This is a genomic window from Nocardia sp. NPDC050408, assembly GCF_044458905.1.
Classification (GTDB): Bacteria; Actinomycetota; Actinomycetes; order Mycobacteriales; family Mycobacteriaceae; genus Nocardia.
This window is the reverse complement of record NZ_JBITIL010000011.1, coordinates 1-21,112: the sequence shown is the minus strand read 5'-3', so window position 1 is coordinate 21,112 and position 21,112 is coordinate 1. Positions and strand designations below refer to the sequence as shown.

The window sequence follows — 21,112 nt, the reverse complement described above, 5'->3', positions numbered from 1 at the left end:
GTTCCCATGCCGCAAATACCCCCGATAGACCCGGAGAACGCGGATGATGCTGCCGGACACCTCTTCACTGTCAGCCAGCAGCTGTTCGGCGTCACACCGAATAACGTCAAGGTGATGGCGCAAAGCCCTGCCGCCCTGCGGGGGTATGTCGCCCTCACCGAAGCGCTGGGCGGCAGTGAGATGCCGGCGTTCGCACGTTCTGCTCTCGGGCTGCTGGTCGCCCAGGAGCACGGGTGTGACTACTGCCTTTCGGCGCACAGCTTCCTCGGCAGCCGCCTCGCGGGGATGACCGAGGACGAGCTCAGCGACGCCCGATTCGGCGCGGCCGACGATCCGAAATACGCGGCGATCCTGGCCTTTGCGGCGGCACTGATCCGCCGCCGCGGCGCGATCACCGACCACGAACTTTCCACCGCCCAGACGGAACTGGCGCCCACCGAACTCGTCGACGTCATCGCTCACGTGGCGCTGGCGATCTTCGACAACTACCTCGTCCTGGCCGGACGAGTGGACATCGACTGGCCGTTGGTCCGGCATACGGACCACGCCCACGACACAAAGGAAGCGGAATGACTACGCAAGACAGCACGATCGCGGTAGCGGGCGCCACCGGACGGCTCGGCCGCCACATCGTAGACGTGCTCACCGAGACAGGGCACAAGGTCGTGGCGATGTCACGGTCGACCGGAGTGGATGTGGTCACCGGTGCAGGACTCGCCGAAGCGTTCCACGGCGTGACCGCAGTGATCGACGCGTCGAGCACGCCCTCCTTCGAACAGCAGGCAGCCACCGACTTCTTCACCGCCTCGGCCCGTAACCTGCACGCGGCCGCGCAGGCGGCCGGAGTGCGCCGGATCGTGGCTGTGTCCATCATCGGCATCGACGGCTCCACCGCTGGATACAACGCCGCGAAGCTGGTGCACGAGCAGGCACTGCTGGCGGGTCCGGTGCCGACGCGAATTCTGCGGGCCGCGCAGTTCCACGAGCTTGTCGAACAGATGATGCGGTGGGGCGCACAAGGTTCGGTGATCTATATCCCGAAGATGCGTACCCAACTGGTCTCCGCACGCGCGGTCGCCGAACAGCTGGCCGAATTCGCGACCGGCGCGTGGTCGGCGCACCAAGGAGGTCCGTTCCCGGAGATTGCCGGACCGCGCGCCGAATACCTGGCCGAGATGGCCCGTCTGGTGAACGCGCGACGCGGAGACGACAGGCCGATCGAGGAGGTCAGCGATCCGGCCAACCCCGACCGGGACCTGTACGAGAGCGGCGCTCTGCTCCCCGGGCCGGATGCCGTCCTGTCCGGTCCGGGCTTCGCCGACTGGCTCGACCTGCAGGCCCACATCCGGCACTGATTTCGAATTATCAACTCCCCGAGAGGAACACCTGACATGAACGCTCGCATGAAGAACCCCGCTATGGTCCTGCCTGACGCGATGAAGGGAATCAACACCCTCTACAAGGCGACTTATCAGGGTGGAGTTTCCGCCGAACTGCTGGAATTGGTTGCACTGCGGGTCAGCCAGATCAACGGGTGCAGCGCCTGTGTGCACTCACATCTGGCGGGCGGTCGTAAGGCGGGGGTCGGCGACGAGAAGCTGTTCGCCGTCGCCGCGTGGCGAGAATCCGCTGAGTTCAGTGCGGCCGAGCGCGCGGCGCTGCTGCTGGCAGAGGTCGCCACCCGGATCGCCGACAAGTCCGAGGATGCCGTGCCGGACGTCGTGTGGGACGAGATCGCCGATCACTACGACGAAAACCAGCTCTCCGCAGTCATTCTCATGATCGCGCTGACCAACTTCTTCAATCGCCTCAATACCAGTATCAAGGAGCCCGCGGGCGCCAGCTGGGCCTGAGCGGAATATTGCGATGACTGCTCAGAACTCGAGATCAGATGCACTTTCCCGGATCCGGACCGCCGCGTACTGGGTGACGACTATGCCGGTCGCCGCCGAGATGGTCAAAGGCGGCATGTGGGATCTGACCCGGGAGCCGTTCGCGGTCGAAACCTTCGATCAGTTGGGCTACCCCAGGTATTTCTTGACGATTCAAGGCATCTGCAAACTGCCCATGGCCGCAGTGCTGCTGGCCCCGGGAATGCCGCGGCTCAAGGAGTGGGCCTACGCCGGATCCCTCGCCGTCTATCTCGGCGGCGCGGCCTCGCACTTGGCGAACGGCAATCCACGCAAATTCGCCATGCCCGCGATGGTTCTCGCCGGGTTCGCGGCCGCTTCATGGGCGATGCGGCCGACGGCGCGCCGCGATCCGAGTCCCGACCCGATCGGGGCGACCTGGCGGATCGGGCGGGGCATCTTGCACGCCCTGCTCTCCGCACCGCCGCCGGAAGCGGCGCGTCCGTGAGCGTCGACCCCGTTGGCGCAACCGATCCATACCGTTCCATCAGGAGAAACCCGTGACCCTCGACATGACGACGATGTACGCCATGCACAGTGCGCTGCGGCGCGAACTCGAATACATCGCCGAAATCGCCGATCGGATCGACGACGATCCGCGCAAGATCCTCGCCACCGCTGCCGGTTGGCAAATGTTCACCAAATCCCTTCTGGTGCACCACACCGCCGAGGACGATGCGCTGTGGCCGGTGATGCGGCAGACGCTCGCCGAGCGACCCGACGAGTTGGCACTACTGGACGCGATGGAGGCCGAGCACGCCGTCATCGATCCGCTGCTCGAGCAGATCGATGCGACCTTCGCCGATCCTGACAGTGGCCCGGAACGCCTCGGCGGTCTGCTCGACGCCTTGGCGACCGGGTTGACCGGGCACCTGAAGCACGAGGAGGGCGAGGCATTGCCGCTGATTCAGGCGGTCGTGACACCGGAGCAGTGGCAAGCGTTCGGTCAGTTGCACGGCAGTCGCATCGGCCCCGCTGCTCCGCAACTGATTCCGTGGCTGTTGGACGGTGCCGACGAGCAGACGGTCCAAGTGCTGCTCGCCCCGCTGCCGGAGCCGGTGCGTGCCGCGTATCGCGATCAGTGGCAGCCCGCATATGCCGCGCTCGATCGGTGGAGTGCGGGCACGGCGACTGTGTGAAGGCCGCAAGCCGCCCTCGGCGCGGGGTAATCAGGCCGAGGGCGGTGTGCGTCGGCGGTTCGAGGCTCACAGTGCCGACTCGGCTAGCTGCGATTAAAGTACCGGACGGTATTGAGATGGGGGCATGTGCGATCACGCCGGGTCTTGCCGGACCTGGCGGCGTCGACGGAAACCTGTGATCGATGAGGAGAACCGTCGGATGCGCACTCCTACCTTTGGTGAGGTCGAGGCGGCCGCCGACCGTATTGCCGGTATAGTGCGGCCCTTGACCATCGCGCCGATGGGCAGGCAATCGGATGACGAGCAGGCGGCCGGCTCCCTCCGGCCGTCGACCGAGACGGGCGGCGCCGAGATTTTCCTGGGACTCGAATTCCTGCAGCACACTGGATCTTTCAAGGCTCGCGGCGCGGCCAACCTGATGGCGGTACTGATCGAAAACGGGACCATGCCGGATGCCGGTATCGTGTCCGCTACCGGCGCCAATGCCGATATCGGATTCGCTTGGGCGGCAAGGGTATTCGACGTGCCGGCGACGGTCTTCCTGGCCGGTTCAACGCGTCGGGCCAAGGTGGCGCGGCTGCGTGCTTTGGGCGCTGAGGTTCGGTTGTCAGGCGAAACGCAGGACCACGCAAGGGAATCCGCCCACGAGTTCATGGCCGGCACCGGTGCGATCGACGCCTACACCTACGACGACACCCTGACCTCGGCTGGCGCTGGCACCATTCTGCTCGAATTCGTTGACGCGGTTGCTGGGTTGGACACAATCGTCCTCGCGGTTGGCGCGGGCGGCATGTTCTCCGGAATCGCCGCGGTCGCCGACCATTTCGGCATTCGGGTGGTCGGCACGGAACCCGATGGCAGCCGGGCGCTCAATGCCGCATTGGCTGCCGATACGGTGCTCGACGTGGACGTGGATTCCATCGCGGCCGATTCTCTCGGCGCGCCAAGGGTTTCCGCTGCCGCGCTGGCCTGGGCCAAGGCCACAGACGTGCGCTCGGTAGTCGTCGACGACGAAGCGATCGTACGGGCGCGGCGGCAGCTGTGGGAGCGGTATCGACTCGTCGTCGAACACGGCTCGGCGACCGGCTTGGCGGCGCTGGCAACCCGGGCATACCAGCCACGCGACGGTGAACGAATCGGTGTCGTGCTGTGTGGAGCCAATACCGATCCCAGCGACCTAGTCGGCTGATCGATCCGTCGCGGGCCCCGGCGAGCGAGCAGGTCGGACCGGAAGTTCTCATCCCCTAGCCCTGGAATGCCCTTCGCGTAGTGGGCTATCGGGCTCGGATCGGGTCCGATTTCTTCCAGCCGTTGATGGATTTCACGGTGGTGGCGATGGTCGCGGGGGTGGCGGTGGTGTCGTAGGGGGTGAATTGTTCCAGGGAGCCCCAGTCTCGGGTCCAGTTGTGGCCGAGGTAGGTGGGGATGGTCTGGGATTTCAGGAGTAGACCGGTCCAGCCGAGGGGGCCGCCGCCGATATCGTCCTGCCAGGCGTTGGAGGCATCGGAGCCGACGCGGTCGGGCAGGATCCGCCACTTGGGGACCTCGGCGACGCCGTCGTGGTGGTCGAACGGGCGCTGGCAGGGGAATGCCAGGCCGACGTGCCAATCCAGCAGGACCGGAGCGGTTTCGCCGACAACGGAATTCAGCGTGGCCAGATGCGGCAGCCGGGGCGGGGTGATGGCCAACCACTGCTTCTGGGTGATGTCGTTGTCGACCGCGACCAAACGCACCGCATTCACTCCGGCGGGCAACTTGTCCAGTGGCACACGGAGATTGCGCCAGGACGGTGCGGGGCCGATATCGAGCGGATCCACCGAACCGAGCGTCTGCACCTCGCCGTCCGCTGCGCGCACGCCGTACTCCAGGTGCAGCTCCTGTCCGTAGGTGAGCACGCCGTCGGCGTCGACCGAGCGGATCCGGCCCGCCGCGGTAATGGCGAGAACCTGGTAGGCCGGATCGTTGCGCATGCTGTCGGTCAGATCGAGGCGGTACCACTGCGAGGTGAGTTCGGCCTGCTGCTGATCGGCCCCCTCCTGGTAGCTGCCCATGATCGGGGTTCGTGCCGAATCCAGGCCGAACGGCAATGACACTGTGCTGCCGTTGATTCCGGCCTGCTGACTGCTGCCGCCGCCGGTGCCCGCACCGGTTGTATTGGTGGTCTTGTTCTTCGAATCCTTGTTCACCGAATTCGCACCGCCGGTGACCGTTTCCTCGGCATCGGCGGTGAGGTCGGCGGCCACGCCGTTGGGCGTGAATCCCTTCGATTCCGCGGACAATCCGTCGGCGGGGGAGCCGGTGTAGGGAAGCAGCAGCGAATTCGCGGTATCGGTCTCCACCAGCACCTCGTTGGCGAGTGCACAGGTATTGCCGCTCAGCGATTCGAGATTCGACTTGGCGATCGAGTACGCCGGGTACTGCGTGACCGCCGCCTTGGCCAGCGACGCCACCTCGAACAGCACGAGTAGCGCCGCCGCGATCGTCAACGGCGCGGAGGCGTAACGCTCGAAATGGCGTGGCGCATCGGTCTTCTCGCGGTACGGCTCGCGATAGTGCAGCCACACCGCGACGATCAGCGCCACTCCGCTGAGCCCGAGGAACAGCGTGGACAGGCCCTTACCCGCGACCAGCGGCGCCTTGTCCCACCACGGCACACCGTAACTGGATACGTACCACCAACCATTGGATCCGGTGAACGTGATCGCCAGCAGGAACAGCACGGCCGCCGCGAACAGTGCCCGGTTGCGTGGCGAGCGAATCCCATTGGTGCCCACCGCAACCGCCGCCAGCGCCGCCAGCGACCCGGCCAGCCCGGCGTAAACACCGAAGTGGTGGGTCCATTTGGTCGGCGTGAACATCATCAGCAGCAGTGAGGCGAAGACGATGCCCAGAATCCGCACCGACGGTCCACGCGAGGTCCCCGGGATCCGCCCCTTGCGCAGCACCTGCAGCACACACACCAGCAGGCACAGCAGCATGACCAGCACACCGAACCGCCGCGCCAGCGACCCGTCAGGCGAGAGCATCAGCAGCGAATCCCACCGCGTCCGCTCGTCGAACCAGGCCACATTCGGCCCGACGAGGGTGCGCACCCGGGTGGCTTCCATGACCGTCGCCAGCGTCTGATCGGCGAAAACCACGATCAGCACGAGAGTTCCCGCGGCTAGCCCAGGTGCCAGCAGCGCCGCATAACGGAAGACAGTGGCCAGGCGCGACGTACTGTGGTCTCGCTGAAGAGCGACGGCCGTCGGTTGCTCGGCATCCGATCCGCCTTCGCTCCCAACCGAATTCGCGCTGCCTGCGGAAACCGGCTGGGGCCGGTTCCCGGCGCGCTCAGCATCCGGTGCCGCCAGCGTGCCCGCCGCATCACGCGCCCGCCGAATAATGATCTGCAGCACCGGCCGCGAACCCGCGATCAGCGCCGCCACGCAGATCAACCCTGTGGGACCGGCAGCCAGCGAGAACGCGGCGATCAGCACACCGACCGCGGCGGGCAGCAGCCGTCCGGTCGCGATGGCCCGTTCGATCGAGCACCAGGTCAGCAGCGCACCCGCGGCGATAAGCGGTTCGGGCCGCAACCCGTTGTCATAGGGCAGCCAGAAGGCGAGGAAGACCAGACCGGCCGTCCACAGTGCCACCCTGTGCCTGCGCACCCGCGCGCCCAAGCGCGGCAGCACCTCTCGGCTGATCACCATCCAGCACACGATTCCGGCGGCCAGTGTGGGAAGCCGCATCCATGGGCTGGCGTCGGAGACCTTGGTCATCCAGGCGAGCACCTCGTAGGACCAGCCGAACGGCGCCTCGGGCACCGCGAACCAACGGTAGTAGTTGGCCATGTACCCGGAATGCTCCGAGACGCGAGCCATATTCAGGATGTAGCCGTCGTCGGAGGTGTTCGCGCCGATGAAATGCCACAGCACCAGGATGCCGAGTATCGCCGCATCGGCGAGGGTGAACCGCCACCAATGCGCGGGCAGGAACCGGCGCGCCCGGCGACCGTCGGCATTGTCGAGCAGGTGCAATGCAACCAGCGCGATGATCGTGCAGATCGCCGCGACGATCATCGCACCGAGCTTCAGCGCGGACGGAGTCGAGGAGAAGCGGGAATCGATATCGGCGTGCAGCTTCGCGCCGTCGAGCTTCGTGGCATCCAGATCGGTGTAGACGCCGACCACCTGCGGGCGGATATCGCGGGTGATGGTGTTGCGGAAGGGCGTACCGTCCTGGCGCTTCGCACCGACGAATTCGACCGACGTCGCGGCCGCCGTCGTACTGATGGTGACGGACTCGCACCCGGTGATTTCCGCGACCGGCGCGGACAGCAGCGGCACATCACGCTGCAGCACCGCGAGCGTGCCGTCGGTGATCGAGACGATCAGTCCCTTCGCGCTGGCCTGACTCGAGGCGTGCGGAATGGTCGACAGCACCGTGCCTGATCCCGCCGCGGTCAAAACCGAGCACGGCAGCGTCGCATCCAGTCGCAGCGGCACATAGGAAACCAGCGGCGCTTCGACACTTGCACTGCCCGCCTGGGGCCAGTCGAGCGCGGCCTGATCCTGTTTCACCGGAAGCAACGGCGTCAACAGTGCCAATACGAATCCGAGCAACCCGGAGACGAGGGCGATCAGGCGGTTGCGGGTGAACGCTGCAGAAGTTCGGTCCGGTCGCACGAGGGACCATGCTAGCCACCCGCATCGGTGACGCTCGCCACCGAGATGATCCACGGTGCTACCGCAGCGGCCGGACGTCCCAGAGCCACACGTCATCGACCTGGCGCGGCGCCATATCGAGCAGTTGCGTCACGGTGGTGCGTAGCGCCTCGGAGTTCTTGGTCGTGGGCAGGACCACCACGTCGGCCTGCCAGAAGCGCAGATCGTCGAGTGCCTGCGCGCGGGTGTCGGCGTCGATGGGTGGGACGACACCGGTGTCCAGTGCACCGACGAGCAGGGCGGTGGTCGGGCGGAAGTCCGGTCCGTAGATGCCCTTCTTGTTCGCACCGGTGGGGCCGACGAAATAGCCTCCGGCGAGCGGGAAATCGAAACCGGCGTCGGCCTGCCAGCGCAAGGCCACCGCCCCGGCGGGGCGCGGCGGCGGCACCAGAACCACCGAACCGCCGCTCACGTACTGCTTTACCGTCCCCTCGGCGAAGAATTCCGGCGTCGGCGCGCGCTCGACCACCGGAAGGACAGTCGGGATAAGCGGAACCAGGGCCAGGGCGAGTGCCGGGAACCAGGCGAGCGGGCGCCAGTCGACCGGCGACTGCCGCCACCAGGTGACCGCCCGCTGGGTCGCCAAGGCCAGCACCGCCGCGATGGCCGGAATCGCGGCCATGGTCAGCCGGGTCTCCAGCACGGTATTGAGCAGCGGGATCTTTTCGGCCCAGCGCCAAGGCAATTCGATCCCGGTCGACTGCTTGCCGAACATGGCCACCGCACCCAGCGACAGCACCCCGAAGACCACCATCACCGCGGCCGCGGCGCGGACCACCCGATCGCGCCACAGCAGTGCCACCGTGACGAGCAGCAACAGCAGCAGTGGCCAGCCGAAATAGGCGTTCTGCTCGGTGTCGTTGATGGCCACGTACTGGCCGGGCGCGAACATGCCGCCGAGTGATTCGGCGGGGAACTGCACGATGGCCTTCAGATCGTTGCCCATCGGCCCGTGGTCGATCGAGCGATAGCTCTGCGGTCCGAAGAACTGCCACCACAGCGGAATTTCGGTGAGCATCAAGGTGATCACCGCCGCCGATCCGACGGTCGGGGCGAGCGCCCGCACAACCCGCCAGCCGGCGCGCGGGGTGCGCAGGTAGTACACGACACCGAATAGTCCGAAGGCGAGCGCGAAGATCAGCAGCGGTTCCTCGCCGAGCGCGATCTGCGTCGCTACCAGCAGGGCAAGTGCGACGGCATCGCGAACTCGCCTGCGCGGCCCGGTCGTATCCGCAGCTGTCGCACGACGCGCGATGCGGATCAACAGCAGTGCGATGACCGGAAGCAGTGCCAGCAGCACGAAATTCGGGTGGGCGTTGGCATGGGAGATCATCGCGGGCGCGAAACCGCAGAACAGGCCGCCGATCCCGGCGGCCAGCCGGGACTGCACCAATTCCCGGGAGAACAGCCAGTACCAGGCGAACGCGGTGGAGGCCAAGCCGAGGGTGAGGACGAGCACGAAGGTGACGGTCGGACCGAACAGCAGGGTCACCGGTGTCAACGGCACCCCGACCCCGAACATGGCCGTATTGGCCATCATGTTCACCCCGGCCGGGAAGTTCTGCAGATTCGTGCCGAGCGGATTGTGTAGATGTGCCACCGAATGCGCGGTGACCGCGAAGAACCACTCCCACATGGTCTGGTCCTGACCGCTCTTGATCAGGTACCCGCTGTGTGTATCGCGCCACTGTCCCGATAGCACCGTGACGGCCGATGCGAGATAGGTCACCGAGGCGACCAGATCACTCCGGTTGACCCGAATCCGTCTCCGCTTGGCGGTGCGCTGCTCGGGTCTGGCCTCGCCAGCCGGTGTCGATCCCCTTGTGACGACGCCTACTGCCGGTGGTGCCTCGACCCGCAAAACAAACTTCTCCCAGTCAATGGTCAGTCAGATCAGCGATCCACCGTAACCGAATTCCCTGTGAACTGCCCCGCCTCTCCCGTGCCTTCAGACCCGGACTCGAGTGCCATTGGAGGCCGCGGGTCAGGGGCTGGCTGGGTTAGCCGGTACCCGACGAAGTTACCCATATCCTCGCGAAATCATGCGTCGAGCGAGCACACCGGCCGCGCCGATGAGTCGGGGGACGGAGTCAACGATTGACGACGACCAAGGTGAAAGGGCCGATATTGGTCGTGGTGAAGTGCGGGTCCGCGAAGAGCTCCTTGGGGAAGCTCACGGTGTAGCGCTTCACATTGGGATCGTTCGGGTAGACGTCCTTGGCCAGGCGCAGGGTGTAGGCATCGTCGCTGCTGCGGAAGAGGAAGGCGTCCGGTGCGCGCCACGGGCTCTTGCCGAGTGCGTCCACCAGGGCGGCGGAGGAATTCAGCTTGCTCCACGACTCGATGGTGGCGGCGCGGCCCGCGAAATCGGCCAAGGGGTTCGCATAGTGCGAAGTGAGCGCCTGGAAGCCGTAGTACGGGTAGAAGGACAGGAAGCTGGTGTCGGCCGTGAGGACCACTGAATCCGAGCGGGGACGGCCGGTCTGTGCGAGTAGTGCCGCATCGATTTCGCGGTAGTACGACGCCGCGCCTGGTGCGCGCTTGTCGGCGCGCTCACCGTTGCCGTCGGTATCGGTATAGGCGGTGGTGATCTCCGGCTTCAGCACCTGTGGAATGTCCTGAGTGAACGCGAGCGCGCCGACTGTGGCGACCACCACAACGGCGAACTTGAATCGCCCCGGCTCATTGAATGCCTGGTAGGCCGCCCGCGCACCCTCGACGAAGCCGAATGCTCCGGCTGCCGCCAGCAGCACTTCGAGCACGGGCGTCAACCGGAAGGAGAGCAGGGTCGTACCCGCCGCGGTCGCCGTCATCGACAGCAGACACCACAGGTAGATCGCCACCACGCCGATCCCGAGCGCCTGCGCCCGCCGCGACGACGCCACCCGCAGCACCAGCCACACCGTCCCGAGCAGGAAGAACGCCCCGGAAAGCGAGAACTCCGCCATCGGCAACGGCAATTGCGCCCCGCCTTCGGGCAGATAGTGGAATGCCGTCCCCGAACTCGGCATCGTCCCGCTGAGCATCTTCAATACGAACGGCAGCCAGACGACCAGTGCCACCAGGCCCGCGATCGCCGCGATGACAACCAGCCGAACCAGCGGCGGCACAACCGCCCGCCACACCGCACCCGCCCCGCCGCGTTGCGCTCGGTTCGCCACCCGCTGTGCCCGCACCGCGAGCCCCGCCGAAAGCAGCCCCATCAGCGCGACAGCGAATGCCGCCACCGCGAAATACAACGTGTAGAACGACGCCGCCATCCCAAGGAACAGTCCGGCCCCGATAACCGCGCCCCAGCCCCCTGCCGTTTCGGCTCCGCTGGCCGCAGCGGTGCCGACTGCCGCCGCGCCGCCGCCCGCTGCGGCTTCGTCACCAGAGGCGACGGCAGGGCCTGAGGTGGCGGCAGCGCCCGAGGTGGTGGCATTGGCTGAATTGGCGGCATCTGAGGTAGCGGTGCCGACTGCCGCACCACTGTCCGCTCCGCTGGCGCCAGCTGAGGCTGCTGCATCCCCTGACGCGCCAGCTCCGCTCGATGCCGCAGTACCCGCGGAAGTAGCCGACCGCTCGAGCGGCCGGTACAGCGCACCCCACGCGAGAATCAACGCGGGCGGCAGCAGCAGCACGATAACCGCGCTGTAGGCCTCCGGCGCGGCATAGGCCACCGTCACCGCGGTCGTCGCGGCACTGACCCCGATCGCCCAGTCGGGGCGAATCAGCTTGGACCACAATACGAGTGCGATAACCGCGACCACCGTGAGCGACCCGATGGCGTACGGCTTGAACGCCTCCCAGCCGTCCATCCCGAGCACATTCGCCACCCGACCGCCGATCCAGAACCAGCCGGCTGGATAGAACGGCGGCAGGTCGGCGTAGGTCATATCGTGCAGCGCAGCGCTATCGGTGAGCCGTGTCAGATATTCGGTGCGGAACTCCTGATCCACCGAAACGCCGAACAGGTACAGCTTGGTCGCCGCCAGCGGCATCCCCAACGTCACCGTGACGAACGTTGAAATCCCGATCCAGGACAGCAGTTTCGCCAGCCACGGCCACCGCCGCGTCCGCACCAGCCAGATCGCCACGCCGAGCAGCACGGCGGCCCCGACCTGTCCGACCGTGGTCAACGACCTCGTCACATTGGACGAGTTGAATGCGGGCCACTGCACCATCGAAAACGCCACCAGCCCAACGGCAGCCACCACGGCCGCGACCGCTGCGGCCAGCACCGCTTCGCCCACCCCGGAGCCGATATGCCGGATCAATAGGGTTCCCCGTCCGCGCGTCGGCACCGACTCCCCGGAGCGCTCTGTCATTACGGTGCTCAACGGAGTCCTCCATCTTCGATGCGGTGCGCCGGGTCTGCGGCCAGTCGGGCGATGCCGAAGCCCAGCGATGCGCGGTCCGCGACACCTGTCGTGCCGACGCCGCCCGGCCGTCGGCAAAGCCTCGCACGGCGCTGATCGCCGGGGATCCGGCGGCGAGTTGTCCGCAGGTAGTCGCTCACTCGCACCAAGCCTCCGTATCCAGGTCGACCATGATCAGCTCGGCTCCGAACCTGCCACGTCGTCCGCCTGCGCAGGAGCAGGGCCGAACTTCGGGGGTCGCGGATGGGCCGCATCAGTTCGGCGTCATGCCGTGGAGCCGGGTCGATGGTATCGACCGGATCGCATCGCGGATATGAACGAGCCGCACTCGTGCCGCGCAACGGGACGCGGTCGACGAAGTGCGGCTCGGGGAAATCAGATGGGCAGCTTGCGGAAGATCGGGCGCGGGATGTGGCGCAGGATCATCATCACGAAGCGGAAGGTACCGGGCGCCCAGACGAGCTCCTTGCCCCGCTGCGACGCCGAAACCGCCAGCGCCGCGATATCTTCCTTATTGACGGTGAGCGGAGCCTCTTTGACGTGCGCGGAGAACCTGGTCCGCACCATGCCAGGCCGGATCACCAGCACGCGGGGGCCGTACGGACGCAGTGCCTCGCCGAGTCCGAGGTAGAAGCCGTCCAACCCGGCCTTGGTAGAGCCGTAGACGAAGTTCGAGCGACGCACCCGCTCACCGGCCACCGAGGACATCGCGATGATCCGCCCGAAGCCCTGCTTCTTCATCTTCTCGCCGACCAGCACACCGACCGAAACCGCCGCGGTGTAATTGATTCCGGCGACCTGCACGGCCTTGCGCTGGTTCTGCCACAGCTCTTCCGGATCGCCGTCCAGGGCGAACGCGACGATGGCGACATCCACATCGCCGCCTTCCCATGCCGCGTCGATCACCTTCGGATGGCTCTCGGTATCGAGTGCGTCGAAGTCGATGACATCGACCTGCGTCGCACCGGCCGCCTTCAGTTCGGAGACGGCGTCCTCGCGCAGCGGATCACCGGGCAGTGCGGCCAGGATGATGCGCGCCGGACTTTTGCGCAGGTACTCGGCGCAGATCGCCAAACCGATCTCCGAGGTACCGCCCAGCAGCAGGATGGTCTGCGGGTTGCCTACGGCATTAATCACTGGAGCTCCAGCCTTCTCGCCATATCGGACATGAAAACGCCTGTGGGATCGACGCTCCGGCGGATCTTGATCCACTCGTCGATCCGCGGGTACATCTGGTGGAAGGTCTCCGCGGTGGTGCGTGAATCCTTCGCGGTGTACAGCCGCCCGCCGAACTCCATGACGCGGCGGTCCAGCTCGCTCACCAACTCGTTCAGACCCGGCTTGATCGGGAAGTCGACGCAGATGTTCCAGCCCGGCATCGGGAAGCTCAGCGGTGCCGGGTTACCCGGTCCGAACAGCTTGAAAACGTTCAGCGCCGAGTAGTGCCCCGAGGCCTGGATATCGATGATGATCCGCTTGAACTCCTCGACTGCCTCGGTCGGCACCACGAACTGGTACTGCAGGAATCCGTTGGAACCGTAGCCGCGGTTCCACTCCGCGATCATGTCGAGCGGGTGGTAGAACTGCGTCAGATTCTGCACCTTGCCGGTGTAGTTGCCGCCCATGGCGTAGTACGCCTCGCCGATGGCCTGGAGCGTGAACTTGTTCATGGTCCAGTTCGGGAAGATATCGGGCACCGTCATCAGTTGCGGCGCATCGAATTTCAGCGGCTTTTTACGCAGGCGCTTGGGTAGTTCGTCGACCTTGGCGAGGCGGCCGCGGGTGATGGTGGCCCGGCCGAGCTTCGGCAGCGGACTGATCACGTCGAACCACGCGCTCGAGTAGGTGTAGTTGGCCTCGCTGCCGTCGCTGTGCGCGGCGATGGTCTCGTCGAGCGTGGTGGTCTTCACGCCGTCGTTGAGGAAGTACGCCGTCTCGGTCGGCACCATCTCGATGGTCGCGCGCAGGATGATGCCGGTGAGTCCGTTGCCCCCGACGGTCGCCCAGAACAGCTTGGCATTGCGCTTGGGCGTGATGTGCTGCACCTGGCCATCGGCGGTGAGCAGCTCGATCGAGCGTACGTGGTTGCCGAAGCTGCCTTCGCTGTGATGGTTCTTACCGTGGATATCGGAGGCGATGGCGCCGCCGATCGTCACCTGACGTGTACCAGGTAGCACCGGGACCCACAGACCGAACGGCAGCGCGGCCTTCATGAGCTGGTCCAGGCTGACGCCGCCGTCCACATCGACGATCCGGGTATCCCGGTCGATCCGGTGGATATTGTTCAGCGCCGTCATATCGACGACGAGGCCGCCCGCGTTCTGCGCGTGATCGCCATAGGAGCGGCCGAGCCCGCGCGCGATGATGCCGCGACGCAGGTGGGCCGGCTTGGAGTCGTTGTCCTCGGCGACCATGGCGACGGCCTTGGCGATCAGTTCGGGATCGCTCGTCGAGAGCACTTCGGAAGATGTTGGTGCGGTGCGACCCCACCCGGTCAATGCCTTGGTCTGCGTCGGCAGCGCATAGGTGCCGTCGGTGACATTGCCGGAGTTACCGGTTGTGGTGGCGGTCGGAGCTTTCGTGGACATCGGCATAGAGGCTACATGCATGAGCCGATATCCGGTCGGCGTCGCCGTACTCACCGGTATGTGAGGTCCGACAACGGTCGCGTTCCCCCGGACAAACGTCCAATCGGTGCTCGGCCCGCGTGTCCCGCGGCATCCCGTTACGCTCGTCGGCGTGCAAGCCGAACCCCACCTCCCGCTCCCGGCCGAACTGCCCTTGGTCGACGAGCCGGCAGGAACTGACGTCGACCTGAAGACGCAGATCGTCCGCTTCACCCTCACCGGCGGCCTGTCGGCCATCGTCGACTACGGGATCTACAGCTTCCTGTTGAACCTCATCGGCCTGCCGGTCAGCGTCGCGAAATCGATCAGCTTCATCGCGGGCACCACCACCGCCTACCTGATCAATCGCCGCTGGACCTTCCAGGCGCCCCCGAGCCGCGCCCGCTTCATCGCCGTGGTGCTCCTGTACGCCGTCACCTTCGCCGTCCAGGTCGGCATCAACGCCGTGCTCTACGCCACGCTCCCCGGCGACTGGTGGCGTCAGCCCCTCGCCTTCGTCATCGCCCAGGGCACCGCCACGGTCATCAACTTCGTCGTGCAACGCCTGGTCATCTTCAAACTCCACTAAAGCTGCGGCCTGTCGCAGCTCATCAGCCCTCGACCGCGGACGAACCGTCAGCGAATCACCGCGGCACCAAGTCCGCCCGCGCCGCCTTCGCCCCGAAGTAGTCGCCACCCTTCGCCCGGATGTTGTCCGTCCCCCACTCCCGCTGCTCGCGCGCCGCGGGGGCCAGATGCGGGATGTGTTTGCGGCAGTGGATGTAGGCCTCTTCCACATCGACCACCACCCAATGCTGCGCGGCTCGCCCCTTGAGGTTCTCGGGTAGTTCGGGGACATTGCGGCGCAGCGCGGTGTCGTCGACGATTCGTGCCGAACCGTTGATGTGCAGTCCGATCAGATCCTGGACGAAATCGATTAGCAGGATGCCTACGTGCGGGTTCTCCAAGATGTTGCCGAGGCTGGCGTGCACGCCGTTGCCGCGGTATTCCGGATAGGCAAGAGTGCGTTCGTCGATCACATGCAGAAAGCCGGGCAGGCCAGCGCGGAAGCTTGCGTCGCATTCGCCGTGTTTGTCCGCGGTGGCGATGAACGCCATATCCATCCTGGCGATGAATTCGATCATCGTCGGGTTCAGTTGATCGAGTACTTGATCTTGGTAGAAGCGTTCGGCGCGGTCCCGCGTGCCGTACCTGTCCTGTAGTTCCTGCTCACCGTCACTGCCACAACGTGTACCGGGCATGGCGCCCCCTCTGGTAGCTGGAATCCGGCACACCGCAACGGGTTCGACGCTGAGCCCGCGACTAAACCGAAATCCTGTCCATTTTAGTCTGGCAACACAGCAAAAATCCATGTTGAGAATGCACTGAATCTATAATTAGCGCAAGGGTTTCCACGGATTAGCTGAAATCCGACCGGCCGGAATTCTTTAGTTCGCGACCGGTCAGATCGAGCACAGCTCAGGCAGGCGTCAGGGTCACCGGAACGCCGTTGAAGACCGCATTTCCGGACGGCACATCCACCACCGAATCATCGGTCAGCACATTGGCATTCACCCCGGCATGCGCCCGGGCCACCGTCTGCGTGCTGTCGGTATGTCCCCAACCGTGCGGCAAGCTGACCACCCCCGGCATGATCGCCTCGGTCGGCTCCAGCGGTACCGTCAGCGTCCCCGCGGCGGACTTCACCACGGCGGTATCGCCGAGCCCCAACCGCGCCACATCCGCCGGATTGATATGCAGCGTGCAGGTATTCGAACCGCTGACCAGCGCCGGGATATTGTGCATCCAACTGTTGTTGGATCGCAGTTGCCGCCGGCCGATCAACACCACATCCGGCGCCGCATCGGCGAGCCGGGCCCGCAGCCGCGCGACATCGTCGAGCAGCGGCTGCGGCGCCAATTCCACCTGCTTGGACGCCGTCCGCAGCACACCGGGCAGGCGCGGTTGCAGCGGTCCGAGATCGACACCATGCGGATTGTCCAGCAGCACCTGCAGATTCAGCGTGCGGTATTGATCTCGGTGTTCCCGGGGCCCTTCGTGGTCACGCAGGCTACCGTCTCCGGGGCCGTCGCTCGCACCGGCATTCCACTCGCCATACGGTCCGAGCCGCAGCATCAGATCGATGCGCTGCTCGGTGCTGTTGGACCCGATGAGTTCGGGCCGCCGCTCCGGTATACCCGCCTTGTGCAGCATGCCCGCGATGATCAGTTCATCGACGCCGCTCAGCGCTTCCGGTCCGGCGGGCTTACCGGTGAGCGCCGCACCGAGCCTGGCCAGGATCTCCGACTCCGAAGGCCGGTCGCCGAGTGGGACCAGCGGCCGCGAGTACCGCGCGTAATTGCGAACCGCGAACTGCAGCAACGCGAAGTCGTAATGCGGCGATTGCGTCGGCCGCGGTGGCGGCAGGATCACATCCGCGTGCCGGGTGGTCTCGTTCAGATACCGGTCCACACTCACCATGAAGTCCAACTGCGCGAAGGCCGTGTCCAACCGGACCCCACTCGGCGCGGACAGCACCGGATTACCCGCGACGGTCACCAGCGCGCGCACCTGCCCCGCCCCCGGTGTGGTGATCTCATCGGCCAGGGTGGCCACCGGCAGTTCGCCCATTGCCTCGGGCAGCTCGCGCACCCGGCTGGCCCAGCGTCCCGTCCGGAACGGCTTGGTGCGTGGGATACCACCCGCCGCAGCCTTGGCGAACATGGCACCGCCGGGTGAGTCCAGGTTGCCGGTCAGGACATTGAGCACCTCGACCAACCACTGGGTCAGCGTGCCGAATTCGGCGGTGCAGGTGCCGATGCGCGCATATACCGCCGCGGTCGGCGCCGCCGCCAACTCCTGCGCGATCCGGATAACCGTCTCGGCGGGAATTCCGGTCCGAGCCGAAACCACCTCGGGCGTGAAATCCGCGGCGGCCGCACGAACTTCGTCGAGACCCGCGACATCCAGCCGAATATCTGTCAGACCTTGTTCGAACAACGTATGCACGACACCGAACAACAGATAAGCATCGCTGCCCGGCCGGATGAACAGATGCTCATCGGCGAGCTTCGCGGTCCGCGTTTCCCGCGGGTCGACCACAACGAATTTGCCGCCGCGCTTGCGCAGCGCCTTCAACCGGCCCGGGAAATCCGGTGCGGTGCACAGCGATCCGTTGGATTCCAGCGGATTCGCCCCCAACATCAGCAGATAATCGGTGCGATCCAGATCCGGCACCGGCACGGTCAGCGGATCGCCGAACATCAACCCGCTCGCCACCTGTTTGGGCATTTGATCGGCGGTACTCGCCGAAAACAGATTCTTGGTGGCGAGGGCGCGAACCAGCACCGGCACATACAGCGCTCCGGCGACCGTATGCGCGTTCGGGTTGCCGAGATACAGTGCCGCCGACTGATTTCCGTGTTCGGCCACGATCGCCGGAAAACGTGCGGCGATGAGATCGAATGCCTCGGTCCAAGAGGCGCAGCGCCAGGTATCGGTGGACCGGTCGCGGATCATCGGTTCGGTCAGCCGGTCCGGATCCTCGTCGAGATGCCCGAAGCTGGCCCCCTTGGGGCAGATGAATCCCTTGCTGAACGGATCCTGTCGATCCCCACGAACCGAGGTCACATGGTCGTTCGAGTCGAGGGTGATCTCGAGTCCGCAGACCGCCTCGCATAGCGGGCAGGTCCGCAACAGCGTCCGGGAGTCTTCAGTGAGCTGCGCCATAACCCCCATCATCGCGCGCGATGGATCTGCGCGCATGAGGAAACAACAATGACCGGTAACTTCCCGCGTCAGCCGGAACACGAAAGACCGGTATCCACTCCTACGGATACCGGTCTTCAGTCGGTCAGGGCAGTGCGGACCCCGCCCGGTTAAGTGGACGAGCTCAGCAGGCGACGGTATTGACGGTCGTGCGACGCGAGAGCGCCGAGCGAACCGCCGCGCCGATCGCGACTACCGGCGGGATCCAGCGCGCCTCGCCGGGAGCCACGCCCCAGCAAGCCTCGCCGGTGGTGAGCTGGGTGGGCGGCAGCGGGATGCCGTCACCGTCGGTGTAGACGGTGACTCCCGCCTCGCGCAGTGCCTCCAGCGCCATCGCGGCCTTGCGCAGGCCGGTGACCAAGTGGATCTCGCGACGCTCGGCGCCGGGAATCTCGATAACCGGACCGGTCAGGTTGTTCGCGCGCAGGAACCGGCGAACCTCGCCGGCCAGCTCACCGCTGATCTCGATACCCGACAGATCCTCGTCCGTGATCAGGCAGATTCCGTTGGTCGTTTCAGCGATCGTCCACCCGCGCTGGATGTAGTCCTGCGCCGCGGCAGTCATCTCTGCCGCCGATGCGGAAGTCGGAAACGTGGTGCGCACTGTCTTTCTCCATTCCCCGATAGATCTGGGTCCTGCATACGTGGGTGGTATCGGGACGGGGTGGGGTGGGCGTTACGGGTTGTACAAAAGATCTTGGTGACTGTCGGGTTCGTCTCACCCGGTAGTGATCGGCTATCACCGAGACACCCCTTTAATCGGCCGTGCCGGTGGCTCCGGGATCGGCCCCCGGGTCATGGCGGGCGCACGTGTTGTGTGAACCCACTCCTATTGGCCGGGCGTCGAATTGGGGGAAGGATCGCAATATGAGTGAGCATCGTGGTAGCGATTCGACGGGGAGCGGTCGGGCGACGGGTGGACACGCAGCATCACGAAGCGATTCGACCGGCGCGGCCGACGACGCCAATAGCGTCGACGCGCCGGCATCGGCAGGGTTCGAAACAGAATCACGCTGGATCGCCTGGAAAGAGACCGCGTCCAAACGGTTCTCGCGCCCGGCGGAGCCCGAACCGGCCGAACCCTTCGAAAGTCCCCGTGCCTGGACCGCCGATGCCGCCCGCGGCCTGCTCGACGTGCAGTTCCACCGTCCGGCGACCAGGACGCTACTGCCCCTTGCCTATATGCTCGGGCTTGCCTTCGCGATCGGCATCCCGATCGCACTGACGGTGCTGATGTGGCAGGTCTCCGCGGTGCTCGGCGTGCTGGCCGCGTTGATCGCCATACCGCTCGGCCTGACTATCGCGGCCGTCGTACGCCTGCTGCTCGAATTCCTGGAGAACGCGTCCAAACTGGCGACCAAGGTCGAGCACATCGCCGATCTCGCCGACGATCTGTTCCAGGCGCTCGCGGACGTCGCCGAGCCGGTCAACCAGCTCTCCGAAGACGTTCGTGCCGTGCAGTTCTGGCGTTTCCGCAAGCGCGGCGCACGCAAGTAGAACCGGGCTGAGTTGCCGGATCGCCGCCTGCGAGAACCTATTCGTCGCCGTTGCGCCTTTGGCGTGCCTGGGCCACTCGTCGTGGCCCGTGTCGGATTTACTGTGAAACAATGCTGTTCGGATATCGCGAGGGGGAACCATGGCTTTACCGCAGGGCACGACCGGCTCGACCATGCCGCGCAGACAACTCGGCCGACATCTGCGTGATCTGCGCAATCGGGCCAGGATGACCACTCGGATGGCGGCCCAGCAGCTCGAATGGTCCGAGGCCAAGATCTGGCGGATCGAAACCGGGCAGACCTCGCTGCGCAGCCTGGACGTCGAGGCCATGTGCAAGATCTACGGTGCGCCAACCGATCTCGTCGAACCGCTGACCGCACTGGCCAAGGAGACCAAGGCCAGGGGATGGTGGACCGGCTACAGCGATGTGATCGCCGAGGGGTTCGAGGTGTACATCGGTCTGGAGGAGGCCGCACACGCCCTGGCCACCTACGAGAACGAGCTGATCCCCGGACTGCTGCAGACCGAGGCATACACCCGCGCGCTACTGAAGTCCGCGCGCCCGGATGCGTCCGAGACCGAAATCGACCGGCGGGTACAGCTGCGTACGGCCAGGCAGGCGTTGCTCACGCGCAAGGATTCGCCACTGCATTTGGATGTGGTGATCAGCGAGTCGGTGCTGTGGCGGCGGGTCGGCGGCGTCGAGGTGACCGTCGAACAGCTGACGCACCTGCGGCGCATGTGCGACCTGCCGAATGTGCGAATCCAGTTGGTGCCCTCGGACTCCGGCTATCACGACGGCATGGATTCGGGTCCGTTCGTACTACTCGAATTCGCCGATACGCAGGCGGAACTGCGCGAGCCGCCGGTGGTCTATGTCGAGGCGTTCACCGGTCCGGTATATCTGGACAAGGATCACGAAATCGAGCGCTACCGAACGGCCTTCGCGAACATCAAGTCGATCGCGGTAGATGCGCGCGCAGGCATAGAGGAAGCGCGCGGCTCTGTTTAATGGCAGCGCCTTCGGCGCTGCGTGTTCGCGGCCCCCTGGTGTGGGGGGGGGGGGGCCCCCCCGCCCCCCCCCCCCGCGCCGGCGCGGAGGAAGCGCCGGCACGGCGACGG

General features: G+C 65.8%; 17 protein-coding genes. 9 read left to right on the top strand and 8 right to left on the bottom strand.

The annotated features are described in order from the left end of the window. The first annotated feature begins 6 nt into the window (after positions 1–6). From ACIBJI_RS27320 to ACIBJI_RS27295, 6 genes are all read left to right on the top strand, one after another. On the top strand, positions 7–573 hold the full coding sequence (locus ACIBJI_RS27320; protein ID WP_364349502.1) for a carboxymuconolactone decarboxylase family protein: 567 nt from the start codon (positions 7–9) through the stop codon (positions 571–573). Next, entirely contained in the window at positions 570–1,355 is a 786-nt protein-coding gene (locus ACIBJI_RS27315) for an NAD(P)H-binding protein (RefSeq protein WP_364349505.1), read from the top strand. The genes ACIBJI_RS27320 and ACIBJI_RS27315 overlap by 4 nt, the downstream gene beginning before the upstream one ends. 36 nt (positions 1,356–1,391) lie before the next feature. Beyond that, a complete protein-coding gene (locus ACIBJI_RS27310; protein ID WP_364349508.1) occupies positions 1,392–1,853 on the top strand; it encodes a carboxymuconolactone decarboxylase family protein in 462 nt (153 codons plus the stop codon). A 13-nt stretch (positions 1,854–1,866) separates the two neighbouring features. After that, positions 1,867–2,358: a DoxX family protein gene (locus ACIBJI_RS27305; protein ID WP_397086490.1), complete on the top strand. Its 492-nt coding sequence runs from the start codon at positions 1,867–1,869 to the stop codon at positions 2,356–2,358. 52 nt (positions 2,359–2,410) lie between these two features. Then, positions 2,411–3,049: a hemerythrin domain-containing protein gene (locus ACIBJI_RS27300; protein ID WP_364349514.1), complete on the top strand. Its 639-nt coding sequence runs from the start codon at positions 2,411–2,413 to the stop codon at positions 3,047–3,049. 199 nt (positions 3,050–3,248) lie between these two features. Further along, complete coding sequence (locus tag ACIBJI_RS27295) at positions 3,249–4,238, top strand: pyridoxal-phosphate dependent enzyme (RefSeq protein ID WP_397086488.1); 990 nt, start codon at positions 3,249–3,251, stop codon at positions 4,236–4,238. A gap of 85 nt (positions 4,239–4,323) precedes the next feature. On the opposite strand, the gene ACIBJI_RS27290 is transcribed toward ACIBJI_RS27295, so the two are convergent. From ACIBJI_RS27290 to ACIBJI_RS27270, 5 genes are all read right to left on the bottom strand, one after another. After that, positions 4,324–7,719 (bottom strand): arabinosyltransferase domain-containing protein, encoded by a 3,396-nt coding sequence (locus tag ACIBJI_RS27290; protein ID WP_397086486.1) that lies wholly within the window; start codon positions 7,717–7,719, stop codon positions 4,324–4,326. A gap of 58 nt (positions 7,720–7,777) precedes the next feature. Continuing rightward, positions 7,778–9,619 (bottom strand): glycosyl transferase, encoded by a 1,842-nt coding sequence (locus ACIBJI_RS27285; protein WP_397086484.1) that lies wholly within the window; start codon positions 9,617–9,619, stop codon positions 7,778–7,780. A 229-nt stretch (positions 9,620–9,848) separates the two neighbouring features. Then, on the bottom strand, positions 9,849–12,068 hold the full coding sequence (locus tag ACIBJI_RS27280; RefSeq protein ID WP_397086649.1) for an arabinofuranosyltransferase: 2,220 nt from the start codon (positions 12,066–12,068) through the stop codon (positions 9,849–9,851). 426 nt (positions 12,069–12,494) lie between these two features. Further along, positions 12,495–13,256 (bottom strand): decaprenylphospho-beta-D-erythro-pentofuranosid-2-ulose 2-reductase, encoded by a 762-nt coding sequence (locus ACIBJI_RS27275; RefSeq protein ID WP_062980951.1) that lies wholly within the window; start codon positions 13,254–13,256, stop codon positions 12,495–12,497. Further along, complete coding sequence (locus ACIBJI_RS27270; protein WP_364349527.1) at positions 13,253–14,707, bottom strand: FAD-binding oxidoreductase; 1,455 nt, start codon at positions 14,705–14,707, stop codon at positions 13,253–13,255. The genes ACIBJI_RS27275 and ACIBJI_RS27270 overlap by 4 nt, the downstream gene beginning before the upstream one ends. Before the next feature lie 151 nt (positions 14,708–14,858). Between ACIBJI_RS27270 and ACIBJI_RS27265 the strand changes: the two genes are divergently transcribed. Then, positions 14,859–15,314: a GtrA family protein gene (locus ACIBJI_RS27265; protein WP_364349530.1), complete on the top strand. Its 456-nt coding sequence runs from the start codon at positions 14,859–14,861 to the stop codon at positions 15,312–15,314. A gap of 55 nt (positions 15,315–15,369) precedes the next feature. Here the strand turns inward: ACIBJI_RS27265 and ACIBJI_RS27260 are convergent, their stop codons facing one another. The 3 genes from ACIBJI_RS27260 to ACIBJI_RS27250 form a co-directional block, all read right to left on the bottom strand. Continuing rightward, positions 15,370–15,987, bottom strand: a complete 618-nt coding sequence (locus tag ACIBJI_RS27260) for a pyridoxamine 5'-phosphate oxidase family protein (protein WP_364349533.1) — start codon at positions 15,985–15,987, stop codon at positions 15,370–15,372. A gap of 217 nt (positions 15,988–16,204) precedes the next feature. Continuing rightward, a complete protein-coding gene (locus ACIBJI_RS27255; RefSeq protein WP_364349536.1) occupies positions 16,205–18,454 on the bottom strand; it encodes a molybdopterin-dependent oxidoreductase in 2,250 nt (749 codons plus the stop codon). 163 nt (positions 18,455–18,617) lie between these two features. Next, on the bottom strand, positions 18,618–19,097 hold the full coding sequence (locus ACIBJI_RS27250; protein WP_364349539.1) for a hypothetical protein: 480 nt from the start codon (positions 19,095–19,097) through the stop codon (positions 18,618–18,620). Positions 19,098–19,360: 263 nt separating this feature from the next. Between ACIBJI_RS27250 and ACIBJI_RS27245 the strand changes: the two genes are divergently transcribed. Both ACIBJI_RS27245 and ACIBJI_RS27240 read left to right on the top strand, forming a co-directional pair. Beyond that, positions 19,361–19,990 carry a DUF4282 domain-containing protein gene (locus ACIBJI_RS27245; RefSeq protein WP_364349542.1) on the top strand — a complete coding sequence of 210 codons (630 nt, stop codon included), beginning with the start codon at positions 19,361–19,363 and terminating at the stop codon, positions 19,988–19,990. 139 nt (positions 19,991–20,129) lie between these two features. Beyond that, positions 20,130–21,002, top strand: coding sequence for a helix-turn-helix domain-containing protein (locus tag ACIBJI_RS27240; protein WP_397086481.1), 873 nt, complete (start codon positions 20,130–20,132; stop codon positions 21,000–21,002). Positions 21,003–21,112: the final 110 nt, after the last annotated feature.